Source organism: Arthrobacter sp. zg-Y877 (genome assembly GCF_030373105.1).
Classification (GTDB): domain Bacteria; phylum Actinomycetota; class Actinomycetes; order Actinomycetales; family Micrococcaceae; genus Arthrobacter_B.
Window position 1 is genome coordinate 488,707 of sequence record NZ_JAUCPU010000007.1, and the last position, 16,861, is coordinate 505,567.

19 protein-coding genes and 1 tRNA gene are annotated in these 16,861 nt (G+C 66.2%); 10 read left to right on the forward strand and 10 right to left on the reverse strand.

Features of this window, described 5'->3' with window-relative positions; genetic code table 11:
* Positions 1-45 precede the first annotated feature (45 nt).
* Complete coding sequence (locus tag QNO03_RS13165; RefSeq protein WP_229946445.1) at positions 46-927, forward strand: manganese catalase; 882 nt, start codon at positions 46-48, stop codon at positions 925-927.
* A gap of 97 nt (positions 928-1,024) precedes the next feature.
* Here QNO03_RS13165 and QNO03_RS13170 read toward each other — a convergent pair whose 3' ends face one another.
* A complete protein-coding gene (locus QNO03_RS13170; protein WP_502874591.1) occupies positions 1,025-2,464 on the reverse strand; it encodes a DHA2 family efflux MFS transporter permease subunit in 1,440 nt (479 codons plus the stop codon).
* 232 nt (positions 2,465-2,696) lie between these two features.
* Between QNO03_RS13170 and QNO03_RS13175 the strand changes: the two genes are divergently transcribed.
* The gene (locus QNO03_RS13175) at positions 2,697-4,058 is read left to right on the forward strand and encodes an MFS transporter (RefSeq protein ID WP_289603614.1); all 1,362 of its coding nucleotides are present in this window, start codon (positions 2,697-2,699) and stop codon (positions 4,056-4,058) included.
* A 9-nt stretch (positions 4,059-4,067) separates the two neighbouring features.
* Here the strand turns inward: QNO03_RS13175 and QNO03_RS13180 are convergent, their stop codons facing one another.
* From QNO03_RS13180 to QNO03_RS13195, 4 genes are all read right to left on the reverse strand, one after another.
* Positions 4,068-4,472: an META domain-containing protein gene (locus tag QNO03_RS13180; protein WP_289603707.1), complete on the reverse strand. Its 405-nt coding sequence runs from the start codon at positions 4,470-4,472 to the stop codon at positions 4,068-4,070.
* Positions 4,472-5,467, reverse strand: a complete 996-nt coding sequence (locus tag QNO03_RS13185) for a magnesium and cobalt transport protein CorA (protein ID WP_289603615.1) — start codon at positions 5,465-5,467, stop codon at positions 4,472-4,474. Before QNO03_RS13185 ends, QNO03_RS13180 begins: the two co-directional genes overlap by 1 nt.
* Positions 5,468-5,483: 16 nt before the next feature.
* Entirely contained in the window at positions 5,484-7,421 is a 1,938-nt protein-coding gene (locus QNO03_RS13190; protein WP_289603616.1) for a heavy metal translocating P-type ATPase, read from the reverse strand.
* 115 nt (positions 7,422-7,536) lie between these two features.
* Positions 7,537-7,758: a hypothetical protein gene (locus QNO03_RS13195; protein WP_229946449.1), complete on the reverse strand. Its 222-nt coding sequence runs from the start codon at positions 7,756-7,758 to the stop codon at positions 7,537-7,539.
* A gap of 145 nt (positions 7,759-7,903) precedes the next feature.
* Between QNO03_RS13195 and QNO03_RS13200 the strand changes: the two genes are divergently transcribed.
* On the forward strand, positions 7,904-8,419 hold the full coding sequence (locus QNO03_RS13200) for a mycothiol transferase (protein WP_289603617.1): 516 nt from the start codon (positions 7,904-7,906) through the stop codon (positions 8,417-8,419).
* Here the strand turns inward: QNO03_RS13200 and QNO03_RS13205 are convergent.
* Positions 8,416-8,820 (reverse strand): four-helix bundle copper-binding protein, encoded by a 405-nt coding sequence (locus QNO03_RS13205; protein WP_289603618.1) that lies wholly within the window; start codon positions 8,818-8,820, stop codon positions 8,416-8,418. The genes QNO03_RS13200 and QNO03_RS13205 overlap by 4 nt on opposite strands.
* 232 nt (positions 8,821-9,052) lie before the next feature.
* On the opposite strand from QNO03_RS13205, the gene QNO03_RS13210 reads away from it, so the two are divergent.
* From QNO03_RS13210 to trxB, 7 genes are all read left to right on the forward strand, one after another.
* Positions 9,053-9,125: transfer RNA gene (locus QNO03_RS13210), tRNA-Ala, on the forward strand.
* A gap of 90 nt (positions 9,126-9,215) precedes the next feature.
* A complete protein-coding gene (locus QNO03_RS13215) occupies positions 9,216-9,503 on the forward strand; it encodes a hypothetical protein (RefSeq protein ID WP_289603619.1) in 288 nt (95 codons plus the stop codon).
* A 76-nt stretch (positions 9,504-9,579) separates the two neighbouring features.
* Positions 9,580-9,720 (forward strand): hypothetical protein, encoded by a 141-nt coding sequence (locus tag QNO03_RS13220; protein ID WP_229946457.1) that lies wholly within the window; start codon positions 9,580-9,582, stop codon positions 9,718-9,720.
* A 205-nt stretch (positions 9,721-9,925) separates the two neighbouring features.
* Complete coding sequence (locus QNO03_RS13225) at positions 9,926-10,102, forward strand: hypothetical protein (protein WP_284162242.1); 177 nt, start codon at positions 9,926-9,928, stop codon at positions 10,100-10,102.
* Positions 10,103-10,163: 61 nt separating this feature from the next.
* A complete protein-coding gene (locus QNO03_RS13230; RefSeq protein WP_289603620.1) occupies positions 10,164-11,090 on the forward strand; it encodes an ABC transporter ATP-binding protein in 927 nt (308 codons plus the stop codon).
* Positions 11,087-11,962, forward strand: a complete 876-nt coding sequence (locus QNO03_RS13235; RefSeq protein WP_229946464.1) for an ABC transporter permease — start codon at positions 11,087-11,089, stop codon at positions 11,960-11,962. Before QNO03_RS13230 ends, QNO03_RS13235 begins: the two co-directional genes overlap by 4 nt.
* A gap of 74 nt (positions 11,963-12,036) precedes the next feature.
* Positions 12,037-13,014 (forward strand): thioredoxin-disulfide reductase, encoded by a 978-nt coding sequence (gene trxB / locus QNO03_RS13240; RefSeq protein ID WP_289603621.1) that lies wholly within the window; start codon positions 12,037-12,039, stop codon positions 13,012-13,014.
* A gap of 3 nt (positions 13,015-13,017) precedes the next feature.
* Here the strand turns inward: trxB and QNO03_RS13245 are convergent, their stop codons facing one another.
* From QNO03_RS13245 to QNO03_RS13260, 4 genes are all read right to left on the reverse strand, one after another.
* On the reverse strand, positions 13,018-14,277 hold the full coding sequence (locus QNO03_RS13245; RefSeq protein ID WP_289603622.1) for an Nramp family divalent metal transporter: 1,260 nt from the start codon (positions 14,275-14,277) through the stop codon (positions 13,018-13,020).
* Positions 14,278-14,377: 100 nt separating this feature from the next.
* Complete coding sequence (locus QNO03_RS13250) at positions 14,378-14,692, reverse strand: hypothetical protein (protein WP_289603623.1); 315 nt, start codon at positions 14,690-14,692, stop codon at positions 14,378-14,380.
* A 57-nt stretch (positions 14,693-14,749) separates the two neighbouring features.
* Positions 14,750-15,163, reverse strand: a complete 414-nt coding sequence (locus QNO03_RS13255) for a hypothetical protein (RefSeq protein ID WP_289603624.1) — start codon at positions 15,161-15,163, stop codon at positions 14,750-14,752.
* Between the two features lie 166 nt (positions 15,164-15,329).
* A complete protein-coding gene (locus QNO03_RS13260) occupies positions 15,330-16,796 on the reverse strand; it encodes an amino acid permease (protein ID WP_289603625.1) in 1,467 nt (488 codons plus the stop codon).
* Between the last annotated feature and the right edge of the window lie 65 nt (positions 16,797-16,861).

Consider the following 16,861-nt stretch of genomic DNA (forward strand, 5'->3'; position numbering starts at 1 on the left):
GAGAAAGCCGACTTCGACGCCGGTCCATAAGGTGCGGAGGAATGCATGTTTTTCCACAAACAGGAACTCCAGTTCAAAGCGACCCCGGATAAGCCGGATGCCGTATTCGCCCGGAAGCTGCAGGAGGCCCTGGGCGGGCAGTACGGCGAAATCACGGTAGCCATGCAGTACGGATTCCAATCCTGGAATGCGCACATCCCCGGCAAATACCGGGACCTCCTGTACGGCATTGCTGCGGAGGAGATGGGCCACGTGGAAATGCTGGCAGTCATGATTGCGCAGCTGCTGGAAAAGGCCCCGCTGGGGATTACCAGCGACGCCGTCCAGGACGATCCCACTGTTGCAGCAGTGGTGGGCGGCATGGACGTGCAGCACGCGATTGCGGCCGGTGCCGGTGCACGCCCGGTGGACAGCAACGGCAATCCCTGGACCGGCGGCTACATCACGGCCAGCGGCAACATGCTGGCGGACTTTACGTCCAACGCCAACATCGAAATGCAGGGCCGCCTCGCCGTCGCCCGGCTTTACCACATGACCGATGACCACGGGGTGCGGGACCTGCTGGCGTTCCTGCTGGCCCGGGACACCATGCACCAGAACCAGTGGACCACCGCGGCCCTGGAACTTCAGGCGGAGAACATGGAACAGCTACCGGTACCCAGCAACTTCCCGCTCAACAAGGAACACCGCGAGGTGTCCTACCAGTACCTGAACTTCTCCGACGGGGAGCATGCGAAGGAAGGTTCCTGGGCCAAGGGTCCGACGCCGGACGGCAAGGGCGAGTTCAGCTACCACGACGGGCCCACCACGCGGGCTCCGATGCCTCCGCCCACCCGGCCGGACGCACGGTTCTACGGCACCACTGATGTGCCCAACCCCGTGGAGAAGGCCGCGGGCAAAGTGCAGGACAAGCTGAACAAGGAATAGCCCCTGCAGGACCGAAACCGGGCGAATGTGGCGAATTCGCCCGGTTCCGCGCTGCCCGGGTGCGGGTGCGTGCTGCCGGGTGCTGGGGCAGTGCAGGTCAGGCCTGAGGGCCAGAGCTCCGTGCCGTTTCGCGGGCACCGCCGGAGGTCAGCTCCGGGTCCGGCTTGGCGTAGAACAGCGACGCCAGCAGGGCCAGGAGAATAACCGCGGCGGGCAGGTACAGGGACTGGCCCATCGCCTCGGAGTAGCCCGCCTTGAGCGCTTCGGGGAACGCGCCCGCGGCCGGCGCCGTCCCGCCGTCGGCCGCTCCGCCGCCCAGATGCGCCGCGAGCCGGGACTGCATGATGGCCGCGATGGCGCTGCTGCCGATCACCGCGCCGAACTGCCGGGTGGTGTTGTAGACACCGGAACCGGCACCGGCGACGTCGGCCGCCAGGTTCCGCGTCGCCGTCAGGGAGACCGAGGGCCAGATGCAGGCGTTCGCCAGGCCCATCAGGAGCATGGGAAGCACAAGCTGCCAGTACGGCACGTCCGGGCTCAGAAGCGCGCCGAGCCAGATGAGGGACGCGGCCATCGCCGCGAACCCGAACACCGCAATGAATCTGGGATTCCCCCGCTGCACGGTCTTGCCGGCAATCGGGGCGAGAACTCCGGACAGGACCGCCATGGGGGCCAGCAGCAGGGCCGCCTGCGTGGGGCTCAACCCGCGGACGTTCTGCGCGAAGAGAATCAAGGGCAGGGAGAAGGCCGTCACGGCGAAGCCCATGCCCGTGATGGAGATGTTCGCCAGGGAGAAGTTGCGGTCCCGGAAAAGCTTCAGCGGCAGCAGCGGTTCGGCACGGTTGAACCGCTGCCACACAACGAAGAGCACCAGGAGCACAATGCCGGTAATGATCAGGGACCAGACAGAGATGGGACCGGCGATGGTTCCCCAGTCGTAGCTCTCGCCCTCCTGGATGCCGAAGACCAGGCAGAACATGCCCGCCGCGCTGAGCAGGACGCCCAGATAGTCGAAGCGGTGCACGGACGTGGCAAGCTTCGGCACCAGGCGGTAGGCGAGGATGAAGCCCACGACGCCGACGGGCACGTTGATGAAGAAAATCCATTCCCAGCCGAGCGCGTCCACGAGGACGCCGCCCAGGATGGGTCCCACCAGGGTGGCGACGCCGGCGGTCGCGCCCCACAGGCCCAGGGCAGTGCCGCGCTTGTTCGGCGGGAAGATGCGGGTGATCACGGACATGGTCTGCGGAGTCATCAGCGCAGCGCCAAAGCCCTGCACCACGCGCGCCAGGATCAGTGCTTCCACGCTGTCCGCGAAGCCGCACCAGAGGCTGGAGAGGGTAAAGACCACCAGACCGATCAGGTAGACGCGGCGCGGACCGAACCGGTCGCCCAGCCTGCCGGTGATCAGCAGCGGCACGGCGTAGGCCAGTAGGTAGGCGCTGATCACCCAGATCACCTGGTCCAGCCCTGCACCCAGGTCCGCCATGATGGCCGGGGTGGCGATGTTTACGATCGTGGAATCCACCAGGATCATGAAGAACCCGATGACCAGGGACCAGAGTGCTGGCCAGGGTCTGATGTCCGGCTTGGAGCTATTCACGGTGCGTTGCTGCCGTTCGGTCGAGGAGATGGTTACGATGCGTGCAATCCGGAAGTGTTGGATTGCCTGCGGGAGCTAATGGCCCGCAACCAGTTTTACACCGTGCAGGTGCATGATCCCCTATCCGCGTCGAATCACTATCCGTCTCAAAACAATGGAGTTTTAGATGAGTACCAACGCCGCATCCGCCGTGCCTTCTTCCGGACAAATGAGCCGGGAGGAACGCAAAGTCCTCGCTGGAACCCTCGTGGGCACCACCATCGAGTGGTACGACTTCTTCATCTACGCCCAGGCGGCCGGCCTGGTGCTGGCCACCCTGTATTTCGGGCCGATCAATTACGGTCCGCTGGGGCAGGTGGTCTCCTTTGCGACCATCGGCATCAGCTTCCTCTTCCGCCCACTGGGCGCCGTCGTCGCCGGGCATCTGGGGGACCGGATCGGCCGGAAGAAAATGCTGGTCTTCACGCTGGTCATGATGGGTATTTCCACGGCCCTGATCGGTCTGGTGCCCACCTACACGCAGATCGGGATTGCCGCACCGATCCTGCTGATTGTGCTGCGCATCCTGCAGGGCTTCTCGGCCGGCGGGGAATGGGGCGGAGCCGCCCTGCTGTCGGTGGAACACGCTCCCGTGAACAAGCGCGGACTCTTCGGCGCGTACCCGCAGATCGGCGTGCCGGTGGGCATGATCCTGGCGACGTTCGTGATGTACGTGCTGAGCACCAGCCTGAGCGAGGAAGACTTCCTGGCCTGGGGCTGGCGCATCCCGTTCCTGCTCTCGGTGGTGCTCATCGTCGTCGGCTACTTCATCCGCCGTTCCGTGGCCGAAAGCCCCATCTTCAAGGAGATCCAGGAACGGAAGAAGGAATCCTCCGCGCCGCTGCGCCAGCTGTTCCGGCACAACAGCCGCGAGGTCATCCTCAGCGCCTTGATCTTCGTCGCCAACAACGCCGCCGGGTACCTGGTGATTGCCTTCTTCGCGTCCTACGCCACCGGCAAACCAGAGACCGGCGGGCTGGGTATGGACCGGCCGTCAGTACTCCTGGCCACCACGCTGGGCTCCTTCGGCTGGCTGATCTTCACGCTCTACGGCGGCATCCTCTCCGACCGGATCGGCCGGGTACGCACCTTCCAGATCGGGTACGCCTGGGTGTTCCTGTGGGCGGTCCCGATGTTCCTGCTCATCGACACCACCAACATTGTGCTGTTCGCGGTGTCGATCTTTGTCCTGACCATCGGGCTGGGCCTGTCCTACGGTCCGCAGTCGGCTATGTATGCGGAGATGTTCCCGGCCCGGGTGCGGTACTCGGGGGTCTCCATCGGGTACGCGCTGGGGGCCATCCTGGGCGGAGCGTTCGCGCCGACCATTGCCCAGGCCCTGCTGAACGAGACCGGCTGGTCGCCGTCCATCGGCATCTACATCATGGTGCTCTGCGTGGTCTCCCTCGTAGCGGTGACCATGGTGAAGGAAACCAAGGGGACGGACCTGCATGTGGAGGGCTCACCCAAGCAGCGTGCCCGGCACTAAGGCAGTGATTTACCGGTGCAGGACGCCGATTTCGGTGCCCGCCTGGTTGTAGATCCGCAGGGTGCTGCCGTCGACGTCGGCGGCGGCACCCGCGGAGAGCCAGGTGTCCATTCCGGGCGGGCAGGCCATCAGGGTGGTGGCCATGTCGCGGAGGCTGACGCGGTTGCCGGAGATGCTCCAGTGCCCCATCAACCGGTTGCAGCCGTCCGTGCCGCTGACCCGCCCGTCGGGGCTGAAGTCCAGGGACGGTGCGTCGGGATTTTCGACGTCGCCCCACGCGCCGGTGACATCGGCCGCCGGACTGCCGCCGCTTTCCCCGGGATCAGGGGACGCACCGGCGTCGTTCCCGCACGCGCCCAGCAGCAGCACCACCAGCAGCGCCGGAAGCAGCACCGGAACCAGGGCCGGACGCATCAGAGCCACTTGTTCCGCTTAAAGGTCACGTATAGGACGGCGCCCATCCCGAACATCGCCAGGATGGCCAGCGGGTAGCCCCATTCCCATGCCAGTTCGGGCATATGTTCAAAGTTCATCCCGTAAATGGTGCCCACCAGGGTGGGCGCGAATAGGATGGCCGCCCAGGAGGAGATGCGTTTGACCTGCTCGTTCTGTTCAATGCTGGTTTCCGCGAGACGGTTGGACGCCAGCGTTGAGGAAAGGGTGAGCGCGTTGTCCAGGATGGCGCGGTAGGCATTCACCCGGTCGATCAGGCGCAGCACGTGGTCCAGGACGTCGCCGAGGTTGTCATGCAGGTCCGTCGGAATGCCGTACTGGTCCGCATTCTGGCGCAGTTCGCCCACCACGTTTTCCAGCGGACTGATGGCACGGTGGAACTGGATCACCTCGCGGGAGAGTTCGTAGATGCGGCGGGAAACCTCGGCGTCTCCGCTGAACAGCTGGTCCTCAATCTCGTCAATGTCGTTTTCCAGCCCGGCGGCCACGGGAGCGTATTCATCCACCACCTGGTCCAGCACGGCGTAGAGCACCGCCTGCGGGCCGAGCGCCAGCAGATCCGGTTCCTGTTCCAGCCGTTTGCGGACCCGGGTCAGGTCCGGGGATTCGGCATGGCGCACGGTCACCACGAAGTTGGGACCCACAAACAGGTGCAGCTCCCCGAACTCCACGCGTTCGACGTCGTCCAGGTAGCGGGCGGGGCGGAGGACGAGGAAGAGCTGCTCACCGTACTGCTCAAGCTTCGAGCGCTGGTGGCCGGCGAGGGCGTCCTCGACAATAAGCAGGTTCAGGCCGAATTCCTCGGCCACGGCCAGCAGTTCCACCTCGTCCGGACGGTACAGGCCAATCCAGGCCATGCCGCCGGAGCTGCGGGTGAGTTCAAAGGTTTCATCGAGGCTGTCCGGATCATGGTGGCGTTTGCCGTCCACATACACCGCATTGTCGACCAACGTCATGGACATCCCCTAGCGTCTAAATAGAACGTGAGCGGCCGGGCACCGGCGCCGGCCACTGACCATTATCCCCTTCCCGCCGATCCCCGTGCCGCCCGGCACTCCGGGCGCAACGGTGCCGAGGTCCGTGCAGCGCACGCAGGGCATTGAGGATGGCGGCCAAATCCACCAATTCCTGGGTCAGGGCGCCGGCGACGGCCGGAATGTACCCGAAGGCCGCGACCAGCATCAGGACCATGCTCAGCGCGATGCCGAGCTGGATGCTCTGCAGCGCCACCCGCCGCGTGCGCTGGCCGACGGCGACGGCGACGGCCACCCGGGAGAGGTCGTCGGCAACAATCACCGCGTCGGCGGACTCACCCGCCGCCGTGGAACCCCTGGCACCCATGGCGATGCCGACGTCGGCCGCCGCCAGCACGGGCGCGTCATTGACGCCGTCGCCCACCATCAGGACCGGACGGCCGGGCAGGGCGGCAACGGCCCGGACCTTATCCGCCGGCAGCAGTCCGGCGGAGACCTGCGTAATGCCCAGTCCCTGGGCAACGCTGTGCGCGGTTGCGGCCGCATCACCGGTAAGCATGACCGTGGACCGGACGCCCAGGCGCTGCAGGTCCGTCAGTGTGGCCGCGGCATTGGAGCGCACGGTGTCGCTGAGCACCAGGGTGCCGGCGAAGACGCCCTCCACCCCGACATAGACGGCCAGCTCGCCGGGCTGCAGGGACTGTTCGGCCGGGTGGGCGCCGGTGCCGGCAACGAACCGCTGCTTGCCCACGCGGATCCTGCGGCCGCCGATCAGCGCTTCCACCCCGTTGGTCGCCGCCTCCGAGGCGTAGTCCGCCGGCAGCAAGGCCAGCCCCCGGGCGGTGGCCGCCGACTGGACCGCGGCGGCCAGCACATGGGAGGAATACAGCTCCGCGGATGCGGCGAGGGACAGCAGCTCATCCGCAGTGAACGGCGGCTGCGGATGCACTGCCACCAGTTCCGGCCGGCCGGCGGTCAATGTGCCGGTCTTATCGAAGGCCGCGGTGCGGATCCGGGCAAGCTGTTCCAGGGTTGCGCCGCCCTTGACGATGATGCCGTGCCGGGCCGCCCTGCTCATTCCGCCCATAAAGGCCACGGGGGCAGCGATCAGCAGCGGGCAGGGCGTGGCCAGGACCAGTACTTCCGCGAACCGGACGGGATCGCCGCTGGCCAGCCAGGCAGCGCCGGCAATCAGCAGGGCGAGCCCGGTAAACGGCAGCGCATACCGGTCGGCCAGCCGCACCAGGGGTGCCCGCGACGCCGCGGCCTCCTGCACCAGGGCGACGATCCGCTGGTACTGGCTGTCCGCCGTCGTCGCTGTGGCGCGGATGCGGACGGCGGCGGTGCCGTTGACCGACCCGCTGAGCACCGCCTCCCCGGCGGTGCGCAGGGCGGGCAGGGATTCCCCCGTGAGCGAGGATTCGTCGAACTCCGCGGCCGGATCCAGCAGGATGCCGTCCACGGGCACCAGCTCGGCGGGCCGGACCAGCAGGACGTCACCGGGCCGGACATCGGTGGCGGCAACGTCGACGACGGCGTCCGCCGCCAGCCGGTGGGCCAGCTGGGGTGCGCGGTCCAGCAGCGCATCAAGCTCGCTGCGGGCACGGCCGGCGGCATAATCCTCCAGTGCCTCGCCGCCGGAGAGCATCAGCACGATGATCAGCGCGGCCAGATATTCGCCGACGGCGATGGTGCTGAGGATCGCGATGACCGCCAGGATGTCCAGCCCCCAGTTCCCGGCACGGATATTCCGGACCATTCCAGCGGCAGTCTTCAGCGCCACGGCACCCGCGTACAGGCTTGCCGTCCAGGCCGCGGCGGTACCGGCGCCGGCCGTGAGCAGGGCAAGGACCACCAAACCCGCCAGCAGCGTGGCGAACACCAGCGGATAACGGCGCACCGCCTCCGGGATCCTACCTAGTCTTCCGCTCCACATGCCTCCGTTTTAAGCCTGCCGAGCGGTACTTTCCAGCAAGATAATGCTTACCTAAATTTTCCCTGCCCTTGGTGCAGGGCCGCTTCAATCAGCGGGCGGTTTCAGCGGGACGCCGCTACACGCCGCGGCGGCTGAGCAGCCCGGACATCAGCAGCAGCAGGCCGCCGGCGAGCGGCCAGAGGACGTACATGCTCAGCAAAGCGCCGAACGCCGCGACCACGAGGCTGGCCAGCATAGTGGAACAGACCAGGATCATTCCGAGAACTATCCGGGTCTGGCCGCGGTGCGGTGACGGGATGGGCGGAAGCCATGCAGGACGCTCGTCTGTCCAGCTCATGCGAGCAATCTTAGAACCGCACGCGGCGAATGGAACCGGCCCATCCCGCTTTTTCTGTTGATGCCCGAAAAGGCCCCTTCCCGGACCCCGGGGACCGTGAAAGGATGGCGAAACCGTGCCGCCGACCCCTAGGGAACCTGCCGCCATGAACCAGAGCGATCTCCTTGTTGATGCCTTCGGGCGGCTGCCCGGCGCCGTCCGGCGGGCCGTGAACAACCTTGATGCGGCTGCCTTGAACCGCCGTCCCTACCCGGAGGGAAACTCCATCTCCTGGCTGATCTGGCACCTGGCCCGGGTGGAGGACCACCAGGTGGCCGAGGTGGCCGGTCAGGAACAGGCCTGGACCGCGGACGGATGGGCGGACCGGGTGGGACTGCCGCTGGCGGTGGAGGACACCGGGTACGGACATACCTCCGAGCAGGTGGCCCTGGTCCAGGTGCGCTCCGCGGAGACGCTGCTCGGTTACTACGACGACGTGCACTCCCGCACCGCGGCCTTCGTCTCGGGGCTGTCGGCGGAGGATCTGGAGGTGATTGTGGACCGGGCCTGGGATCCGCCGGTGACGCTGGGCGTCCGGCTGGTGAGCACCTTGGCGGACTGCCTGGAGCACGTGGGCCAGGCAGCCTATGTCCGGGGCATGGTGATGGCCGGGCGGTCCTAACCGAGTGAGGCCAGGAGTTTCTGGCAGGCGTTGAGGCAGCGGCGGCAGGCTTCCGCGCAGATCCGGCAGTGCGGGTGCATGGACGCGTGCTGCTGGCATTCCTCCGCACAGGCAGCGCAGGCGGCAATGCAGGCGTGCAGCAGGCTGGGGGTGGCCGGACCGGTGGTACCTGTCCGGGACAGCACCGCCGACGTGGTTGCACAGATCTCCGCGCAGTCCAGATCGGTGCGGATGCAGCTGACCAGATCACCCACCATGTCCTCACCCAGACAGGCATCCGCGCAGGAATTGCAGACGGAGGCGCAGTCACCGCAGGCCCGCAGGCATTCGGCGAGAAGGCGGGGATCCGGAGTGCGGGCTCCGGCGGGATGGTTTTCGAGCATTTCGATGATCAGGGACATCGCCTTCTCCTCGGTTCCGGTGGTGGGTTCCGGTGTGCTTCGCAGGACCGCTCTCCCCGGGCAGGCCGCGCCGGTTCCTTGACCGTAACGGGGGCGCCGGGGCATTCCTAGGTGTCCAGGGGTTTGGTGCGGGCTGGAGAGGGTGATTAGAATCGGTGTAACCGAGCGGGGCCGGTGGTTCGAGTGAGTTCGATTTGTATCGGACCGAGTACGACGGCGCGCGGTGCAGTTTGGGGCTTTAGCTCAGTTGGTAGAGCGTTTCGTTCGCAATGAAAAGGTCAGGGGTTCGATTCCCCTAAGCTCCACAAGGAAACCCCCGGGAAACCGGGGGTTTTTGCTTTGTCCGGACCTTGCCTCTCCGGGACGGGGACCCGGTGGGGCGATAGAGTTGCTCCGTGAACAACTTCAAGCAGAGCGCGGCGCTCATCTCCTGGGGCGGCGCGATCCTGTTCCTCGGTGCCCTCTTTATCCTCTTTTCGGCCATGGATGTTCTGATGTCATCCGGTGCTTATTCGGATACGCGGAACAGTGTGATGTTCCTGTATCTCGGCGTGGCCGTCGCCATCGCTGGTGTCTCGATGCTCCTCAGGGGCATTTACCGCGTAGTTTCCTCGCTGTGCGTTTCCGGAAATCCCGTCGTGCAGGATCAGCTGGTCCACAACGAGCCGGCAAACCTGGCCTAGCCCCTCTTCCCCGTAACCGAGTGTTCCGCGGCCCCGGGTGAACAGGAGCCCGGTTCCGGATGCCTATGCTGGAAGCATGAAAGTCACCGGCATTATGCGTCCCGTCGAAACCCGTGAATTGGAAGCCGAAGGAGATGGATTCCTCGAGGCCCGCGAAGCGCTCCAGCAACAGGTCCCCGAAGGGTGGCAATTGCTTATGGTGACCACACATCCCTAATTCCTAATTGCCGGAATTGGCGGTACCGGGAGTATCTAATAAGTATTTTTTAGCGGTACCGGCGGTCCCTGTAACCGCGGGAATCCGCGGATTTTGGCGGAATTAGGTGGGCTGGCTGGCGCACCATCAATGACCCGGCCAGACCAACTAAGAAATGTCAGATTTATTCGGTGACATACCCCCGGTTGCATGTCATGATTTGCCAATGCCGACCCGTGAAGAAATAGAAGCAGCACGCACACCTGCAGGTGGTTTCACCAAGCAGCAGCTTGCCCTATGGGGTATCCCGTGGCCGCCGCCGCGCGGCTGGCGCCGCCAGCTCGAAGAAGAAGCGGAAAAAGCAGCCCAGGCTCAGAGCCAAGACCGTATCGGCGCGCTGTGACCGCCCCGGCCGGCCTGGAAGGGCCGGCCGCCGACAACCAGCAAGGCTGGGGACTCGATAGGTGACTCCGGAAACTGCTATTTCCGTCCGGGGACTGACCAAACGGTTCGGCCGCGTGACCGCCGTCGACGATCTGTCCTTCGAGGTGCAGTCCGGCAGCGTGTTCGCCTTCCTGGGGGCCAACGGGGCGGGGAAGTCCACGACCATTTCCTGCCTGACCACTGTCCTGCCGCCCGACGCCGGCACGGTTACCGTCGCGGGACATGATGTGGGCAGCAGCGGCAACGGGGTCCGTGAAGCCATCGGTGTGGTGTTCCAGGATTCCCTGCTGGACCCCATCCTCACCGGAAGGGAAAACCTGCAAACCCGGGCCCGGTTCTACTCCCCGGACAAAGCGGCCAACAATGCGCGGATTGACGAACTCGGCCGCATGATTGGCCTCGGGGACTTCCTCGACCGGCGCTATGCCACCTATTCCGGCGGGGAACGACGCCGGGTGGATATCGCCCGGGCGCTGCTGCACTCGCCGTCGATCATCTTCCTGGATGAACCCACCGCCGGCCTGGACCCGGCCAGCCGCGCAGTTGTCTGGTCCACCATCCACGACCTGCGCGAAAACCACGGCCTCACCGTCTTCCTGACCACCCATTACATGGAGGAGACCGAGGAAGCGGACCGGGTCTGCGTGATTGAGAAGGGGCGGATCATCGCGGACGGCACGCCCACCACCCTGCGGGCCGAATACAGCAGCAGCATCCTCTCCATCACCTCCGCCGATCCGCAGGCGCTGGCCGGCCTGGCCGACGACGCCGGAGTCGCCGTCGTCGGTTCGGACCGCAACGTGCTCCGGCTGCGGGTGGACCGGTCCGACACCGCCCGCCGGCTCCTCGCCGCGCACGGCGACAGTGTGCTCGACTTCGAATTCCGCCACGGGACCATGGACGACGTTTTCCTGGCCCTGACCGGCCGGCAGGGGGAAACGGCATGAACATAGTTATGGACCTCACCGGCCGGAACCTACGCCTGTATTTCCGCGACCGGCTCAATGTGTTCTTTTCCCTGATTGCCGTACTGGTCCTGTTCCTGCTCTACACGCTGTTCCTTGGCAACCAGCAGGTCGAGAGCCTTTCCGAATCCTTTCCGCAGGCCACCAGGGCGGAGGTAAAGGGGCTGGTGGACAGCTGGATGTTCGCCGGAATCGTCGGGATCACCACCATCACCACGGGCCTGGCCGCCGCGAACGTGGTGGTGGATGACACGGCCACCGACCGTTTCCGGGACTTCCTGGTTTCTCCAATCAGCCGCGGGCAGCTGGTGCTCGGGTACCTGCTTTCCATCATCGCTATCTCACTGATCATGACGACCCTGGTGATGGTGGCCAGCTTGGTTTACCTCGGCCTGGTCGACGGCGTGGCCCTCACCGGCGGGCAGCTCGCCCGCACGTACGGCTACGTGGTCCTCAGCTGCGCGGCATTCGGTGCACTGAGCGCCTTCGCGGTGACCTATGTCCGTACGCCCGGCGCCTTTGCCGCCATGTCCACGGTGGTGGGCACGGTCCTGGGCTTCGCCGCCGGGTCCTATGTTCCGGTCGGAGCCTTTCCCGAAGGGGTGCGGAATTTTGTGAGTGCGCTGCCCTTTATGCAGTCCTCCATGGTGATACGCCAGGAAATGACCGCCGGACCCATGGACACCGTGACCGACGTGCCCGAAGCGGCGGCCGTGGTGCAGGACATCTTCGGGATCACCGCGAGGGTGGGGGACTGGGTGGTGCCCACCGGTTACGTGGTGTTTGTGCTCGCAGCCATGGTGGTGGTCCTGACTGCGCTGGCGGCGCTGCGGATCCGTTCCCGCATCCGCTAAAGACGTACCCCGGTCTACCGGCCCCCACCTGCTGCCCGCCAGACTGGAAGAACCGCCGTCGAAGGGAAGACCAGATGGGCACCGATTCCCTCCTCATCATCGGTTCCGGTCCGGCCGGTTACACCGCAGGGGTCTACGCCGCCCGGGCCGGCTTGAAACCGCGCATCCTCGCCGGCTCCGTGACCGCGGGCGGCGCCCTGATGAACACCACCGAGGTGGAGAACTTCCCGGGGTTCCCGGACGGCATCCTGGGGCCCGACCTGATGGAGAACCTGCGCCGGCAGGCGGAAAAGTTCGGTGCCCTGGTGGAGTACGACGACGTCGTGTCGGTGGACCTGGGTACCCACACGAAGCGCGTGGCCACCGGCGGCGGGAAAAGCTACAAGGCCCGCAGCGTCATCCTCGCCACCGGGTCCGTGTACAAGGAGCTGGGACTGCCGGAGGAAAAACAGCTCAACGGCCGGGGCATTTCCTGGTGTGCCACCTGTGACGGGTTTTTCTTTCGGAACCGGGACATCGCGGTGGTCGGAGGCGGTGATTCGGCGATGGAGGAAGCGCTGTTCCTGACCCGCTTCGCGGACTCGGTCACCGTCGTCGTCCGCCGGGACGCCCTGCGCGCCTCACGCATCATGGCCCAGCGCGCCCGCGACCACGCCAAGATCCGGTTCGAGTTCAACAGCGAGGTCACCGCGATCCACGGGACGGACAAGGTCACCGGGATGACGCTGACGGACACCGTCACCGGTACTGCCCGGGAACTGCCGGTGCAGGGGATCTTCGTAGCCATTGGCCATGCCCCGCGGACGGACCTGCTGGCCGGACAGGTGGATTTGGATGCGGAGGGGTACATCAAAGTGGCCGCCCCCAGCACCCAGACCAACCTGGACGGAGTCTTCGCGTGCGGCGACGCGGTGGACCACCGCTACCGGCAGGCGATCACCGCGGCCGGCACCGGCTGTTCCGCCGCCCTGGATGCCGAACGGTACCTGGCCGCGCAGGCGGACGCGGACAGCATCGCCACCGCGCTGGTGGAGGGTGTGCTGAACGGGTAGCGGTCAGGCGCCGGTGAAGGTCAGCACCAACAGGGTGATGTTCAGCCCCACCAGCAGCACCGAGACCAGCACACCCAGGCCGGTGGTCCACCAGCGGTTGCGGTGGACGCCCATCAGGTCCCGCTGTGCGGTCAGCCAGACCAGCGGAATCAGGGCAAAGGGGATACCGAAGGACAGGATGACCTGGCTGAGGATCAGCGCCCACGTGGGATCGATTCCGACGGCGAGGATCGCCAGGGCGGGAATCAGGGTGATCAGCCGGCGCAGCAGCATGGGGATGCGCACCTTCAGCAGGCCCTGCATGATCTCGGCCCCGGCGTAGGCGCCCACCGACGTCGAGGCGAGCCCGGAGGCCAGCAGCCCGACGGCGAACAGGGTGGCCACCACCCCGCCCAGCGACGCGGAGATGGCCGCGTGCGCGCCCTCCAGGGTGTCCGTGCCCTCCACGCCCTGCAGCGAACCGGCGGCAAGCAGCAGGATGGCCAGGTTCACGGTACCGGCGACAGCCAGGGCAATGGTCACGTCCCACTTGGTGGCCTTGATCAGCCGGGGAGTGGTGAGGGTGGCGGTGCGGCGGGGGAAGCGGTCCCGGGTCAGGGCGGAGTGGGCGTAAATGGCGTGCGGCATCACGGTGGCACCCAGGATGGAGGCGGCCAGCAGTACCGACTCGCTGCCCTCGAACCGCGGCAGCAGGCCCTGGGCAACCGAACCGGCGTCGGGCGGGTTCAAGAACACGCCCGCGGTGAAACCGACGGCGATCACCAGCATCAGCGTGACGATGACGTACTCGAAGCTCCGGTGCCGGCCGCTGTTCTGCAGCTGCAGCACCACCATGGAGATGCCGCCGGTGATGATTCCGCCCAGGAAGAGCGGCAGGTCGAAGAGCAGCCAGAGTGCGACGGCGCCGCCGATCACCTCCGCGACGTCGGTGGCCATCGCCACGAGTTCGGCCTGCAGCCAGTACAGCCGCCGGGCCGGTTTCCGTCCGATGCGTTCGCCCAGGAGCTCGGGCAGGCTGCGGCCGGTGACCAGGCCGAGCTTGGCCGAAAGGTACTGGATCAGCCACGCCATGACGTTGCCGGTCACCACCACCCAGACCAGCAGGTAGCCAAACTTGGCTCCGGCGGTCATATTGCTGGCTACGTTGCCCGGATCCAGGTATGCGACTCCCGCCACGAGCGCGGGGCCGAGGAGCCACAGGATATTGCGGGGCCTGCTTACCGGGCGCGCGGTGGTGTCTGGAAGTGGGACTGTACGGGCCATGACAGCAACCTAGCACTCAAAGTTCGGCGTGCCTAACAATTCTTCCGGGAGTCCCTATGACCCGGCAGCATTGCCCGCCGGCGGCGGCTTCAGGCGGCTTTCAGACGGCGCGGCCAGCTCCGGCGGCGGCGGGCGAGGGGGAGTAATAGAACCGGAAATCATCGTAGGGATCACGCCAGGTGGACTCGTCCCGGGCAATCCGGCTGACAGTGGAGGCAGGTGTCCAGCGGTTGTGGGCCTGGCCGTCGTCGTCAATCCAGTGCAGCAGGACCTCGGTGCGCGTCCAGGCCACGGCCTTGCCGTCCACCGTGCCGTTGCCGGTCCGGCAGCGGACGTAGGGTTCCCGGCGGTAGTGGGCATGGGTGACGGGGGCGGCGGGGGTGGAGGGCATCCGGGTGCCCAGGGAGGAACTCATGTCCTCCACAATGGCAACCGCCTCTGACATTCCTGCCGAAACGGTGTTGCAGGCCGGTTAGGAGGCGAGGTCCCGCCGCTTGGCAGGGGCGGCCGGTGCAGCCGGGGCGGCCGGCGCGGCACCGCGGGCAGTGCCGCGGGCGGTGCCGCGGGGTGGGGCCATCCGGACCACGGGTGCCAGGCGTGCGCGGTGCGCGTCCCGGGACCGGGATGCCGTTCCGCCGGCCTGCCCCGGGACCCGCGGGCGGTTGAGCACCAGGTAGGCAAGGCAGATCGGCAGGAAAAGCAAGGAAACAAGCGTCAGCGCACCGAGAGCTAATACGGCGAGGGCGGCATATACGGGGGATCCGAAAAGGGCGGCAATGAAATCCGCGGCACCCAAAAGCATCCATCCCCAGAAGAGGGCAATGAGGAAAAGACCGCTGCGTGCGCGGCGGTAAAGCATGGCGGAGCGTCCGCGTGCAGAAGGCACGGCCTGAGACTGATTGCCCATTTCGGTTATTTTCTCCCCAGCTGAAAGCCCCTATATTCGGAAGGCTTAACGCTGATAATAGCCGGTATTTTCCCCAGCGGAAGATCATTCGGCGCTACATTCCTTTGCTCCTGAAGAGCCGCATTCATTTGATCCAGTCCACGGCTTACCCTTCCGGCTGGGGAGCCGGGCTGATCCGTCCGTGCCGGGGACTGTTGGGATTAAGCAGCGAATGGCGGTAGCCGTAGAGCGCGTAGACCAGGACCCCGATGACCAGCCAGATGCCGAAACGCAGCCAGGTTTCCCAGTGCAGCTGCAGCATCAGGAACCCGGAGGCCAGCACCCCGAACGCCGGTACCCACGGCATCAGCGGCAGCCGGAATTCGCGCGGGGCGTCCGGCTGGCGGTAGCGCAGCACAATCACGGCCACGCAGACGACCACGAAGGCGGCGAGGATGCCGATGTTCGTCAGGTCGGCCACGGCACGGATGGGGAAGAAACCGGCCAGCAGGGCCGAGGTGCCGCCGGCAATCCAGGTCACCCGCTGCGGGGTTCCGCGCTTATCGGTTCCGGAGAACCAGGCCGGCAGCAGTCCGTCCCGGCTCATGGAGAACCACACCCGGGTGACACCCAGCAGGAAGGTGAGCATCACGGTGAGGATGGACAGCACGGCGAACGCGGAAATGACGGTGGCAATGACGGGCAGCCCGACGGACTGGAACGCCGAGGCGAAGCCGGCCGTGGGGCTGATGTCCCGGTAATTCTGCATCCCCGTGAGCACCAGTGTGGCGAGGATGTACAGGACCATGGCCACGGCCAGGGAGAGCAGGATGGCTTTGGGCATGTGTTTCTTGCCGTCCGTGGCTTCCTCGGCGGCCGTGCTCATCGCGTCGTAGCCGAAGACGGCGAAGAACACGGTGGCGGCACCGGTGAAGACGGCGCCGAAACCGCTGGGCAGGAACGGGGTGTAGTTGTCCGCGTTCACGTAGAAGAACCCCAGTCCCACGATGAACAGAATCAGCAGCACTTTCAGGCCCACCGCCACCAGTTCAAAGCGTCCGAAGGTCTTGGTGCCGCGGCTGAGGATCCAGGTGATGAACAGGCAGACGACGGCGGCGGGCAGGTTGATCAGTCCGCCCTCCACAGTGTCCCCGGTGCCCTGCATCCAGATGGGCATGTCGATGCCGAACCCGGCCAGGAATTCGGCGAAGTAACCGGAAATGCCGATGGCCACCACCGCCACGATTGCGGTGTATTCCAGCAGCAGGTCCCAGCCGATGAACCAGCCCACGAGTTCCCCCAGCGCCACGTAGCCGTAGGTGTAGGCGGACCCGGCGCGCGGCACCATCCCGGCGAACTCGGCGTAGGACAGGGCGGCCGCGGCGCTGGCAAGGCCCGCGACCAGGAAGGAAATCAGCACTGCCGGGCCTACGGGGGAGGCATCGGCGCCGCCGTTGGCGACCAGGCCGGCGAGGGTGAAGATGCCGATGCCGATGATGCCGCCTACCCCGATGGCGGTCAGCTGCCAGAGCCCAAGGCTCTTGAACAGCTTGTTCCCGGTTTTCTCCTCGTCAATCTCCTCGATGGGCTTGCGGCGGAGAACGGAACCTCCGCGGCCGGCGGCTGTAGACATATCTGCTCCCATCCGTACCGGCAGATGTGCCGCCGGGAATGAAGGTGCCTGGACACCAGCTACCG

Excerpts from the sequence above, each read along its gene's own strand:
- QNO03_RS13165 (WP_229946445.1), top strand. The coding sequence starts at position 46 with ATGTTTTTCCACAAACAGGAACTCCAGTTCAAAGCGACCCCGGATAAG.
- QNO03_RS13170 (WP_502874591.1), bottom strand. The coding sequence starts at position 2,464 with ATGATCCTGGTGGATTCCACGATCGTAAACATCGCCACCCCGGCCATC.
- QNO03_RS13175 (WP_289603614.1), top strand. The coding sequence starts at position 2,697 with ATGAGTACCAACGCCGCATCCGCCGTGCCTTCTTCCGGACAAATGAGC.
- QNO03_RS13180 (WP_289603707.1), bottom strand. The coding sequence starts at position 4,472 with ATGCGTCCGGCCCTGGTTCCGGTGCTGCTTCCGGCGCTGCTGGTGGTG.
- QNO03_RS13185 (WP_289603615.1), bottom strand. The coding sequence starts at position 5,467 with ATGACGTTGGTCGACAATGCGGTGTATGTGGACGGCAAACGCCACCAT.
- QNO03_RS13190 (WP_289603616.1), bottom strand. The coding sequence starts at position 7,421 with ATGTGGAGCGGAAGACTAGGTAGGATCCCGGAGGCGGTGCGCCGTTAT.
- QNO03_RS13195 (WP_229946449.1), bottom strand. The coding sequence starts at position 7,758 with ATGAGCTGGACAGACGAGCGTCCTGCATGGCTTCCGCCCATCCCGTCA.
- QNO03_RS13200 (WP_289603617.1), top strand. The coding sequence starts at position 7,904 with ATGAACCAGAGCGATCTCCTTGTTGATGCCTTCGGGCGGCTGCCCGGC.
- QNO03_RS13205 (WP_289603618.1), bottom strand. The coding sequence starts at position 8,820 with ATGTCCCTGATCATCGAAATGCTCGAAAACCATCCCGCCGGAGCCCGC.
- QNO03_RS13220 (WP_229946457.1), top strand. The coding sequence starts at position 9,580 with ATGAAAGTCACCGGCATTATGCGTCCCGTCGAAACCCGTGAATTGGAA.
- QNO03_RS13225 (WP_284162242.1), top strand. The coding sequence starts at position 9,926 with ATGCCGACCCGTGAAGAAATAGAAGCAGCACGCACACCTGCAGGTGGT.
- QNO03_RS13235 (WP_229946464.1), top strand. The coding sequence starts at position 11,087 with ATGAACATAGTTATGGACCTCACCGGCCGGAACCTACGCCTGTATTTC.
- trxB (WP_289603621.1), top strand. The coding sequence starts at position 12,037 with ATGGGCACCGATTCCCTCCTCATCATCGGTTCCGGTCCGGCCGGTTAC.
- QNO03_RS13245 (WP_289603622.1), bottom strand. The coding sequence starts at position 14,277 with ATGGCCCGTACAGTCCCACTTCCAGACACCACCGCGCGCCCGGTAAGC.
- QNO03_RS13250 (WP_289603623.1), bottom strand. The coding sequence starts at position 14,692 with ATGAGTTCCTCCCTGGGCACCCGGATGCCCTCCACCCCCGCCGCCCCC.
- QNO03_RS13260 (WP_289603625.1), bottom strand. The coding sequence starts at position 16,796 with ATGTCTACAGCCGCCGGCCGCGGAGGTTCCGTTCTCCGCCGCAAGCCC.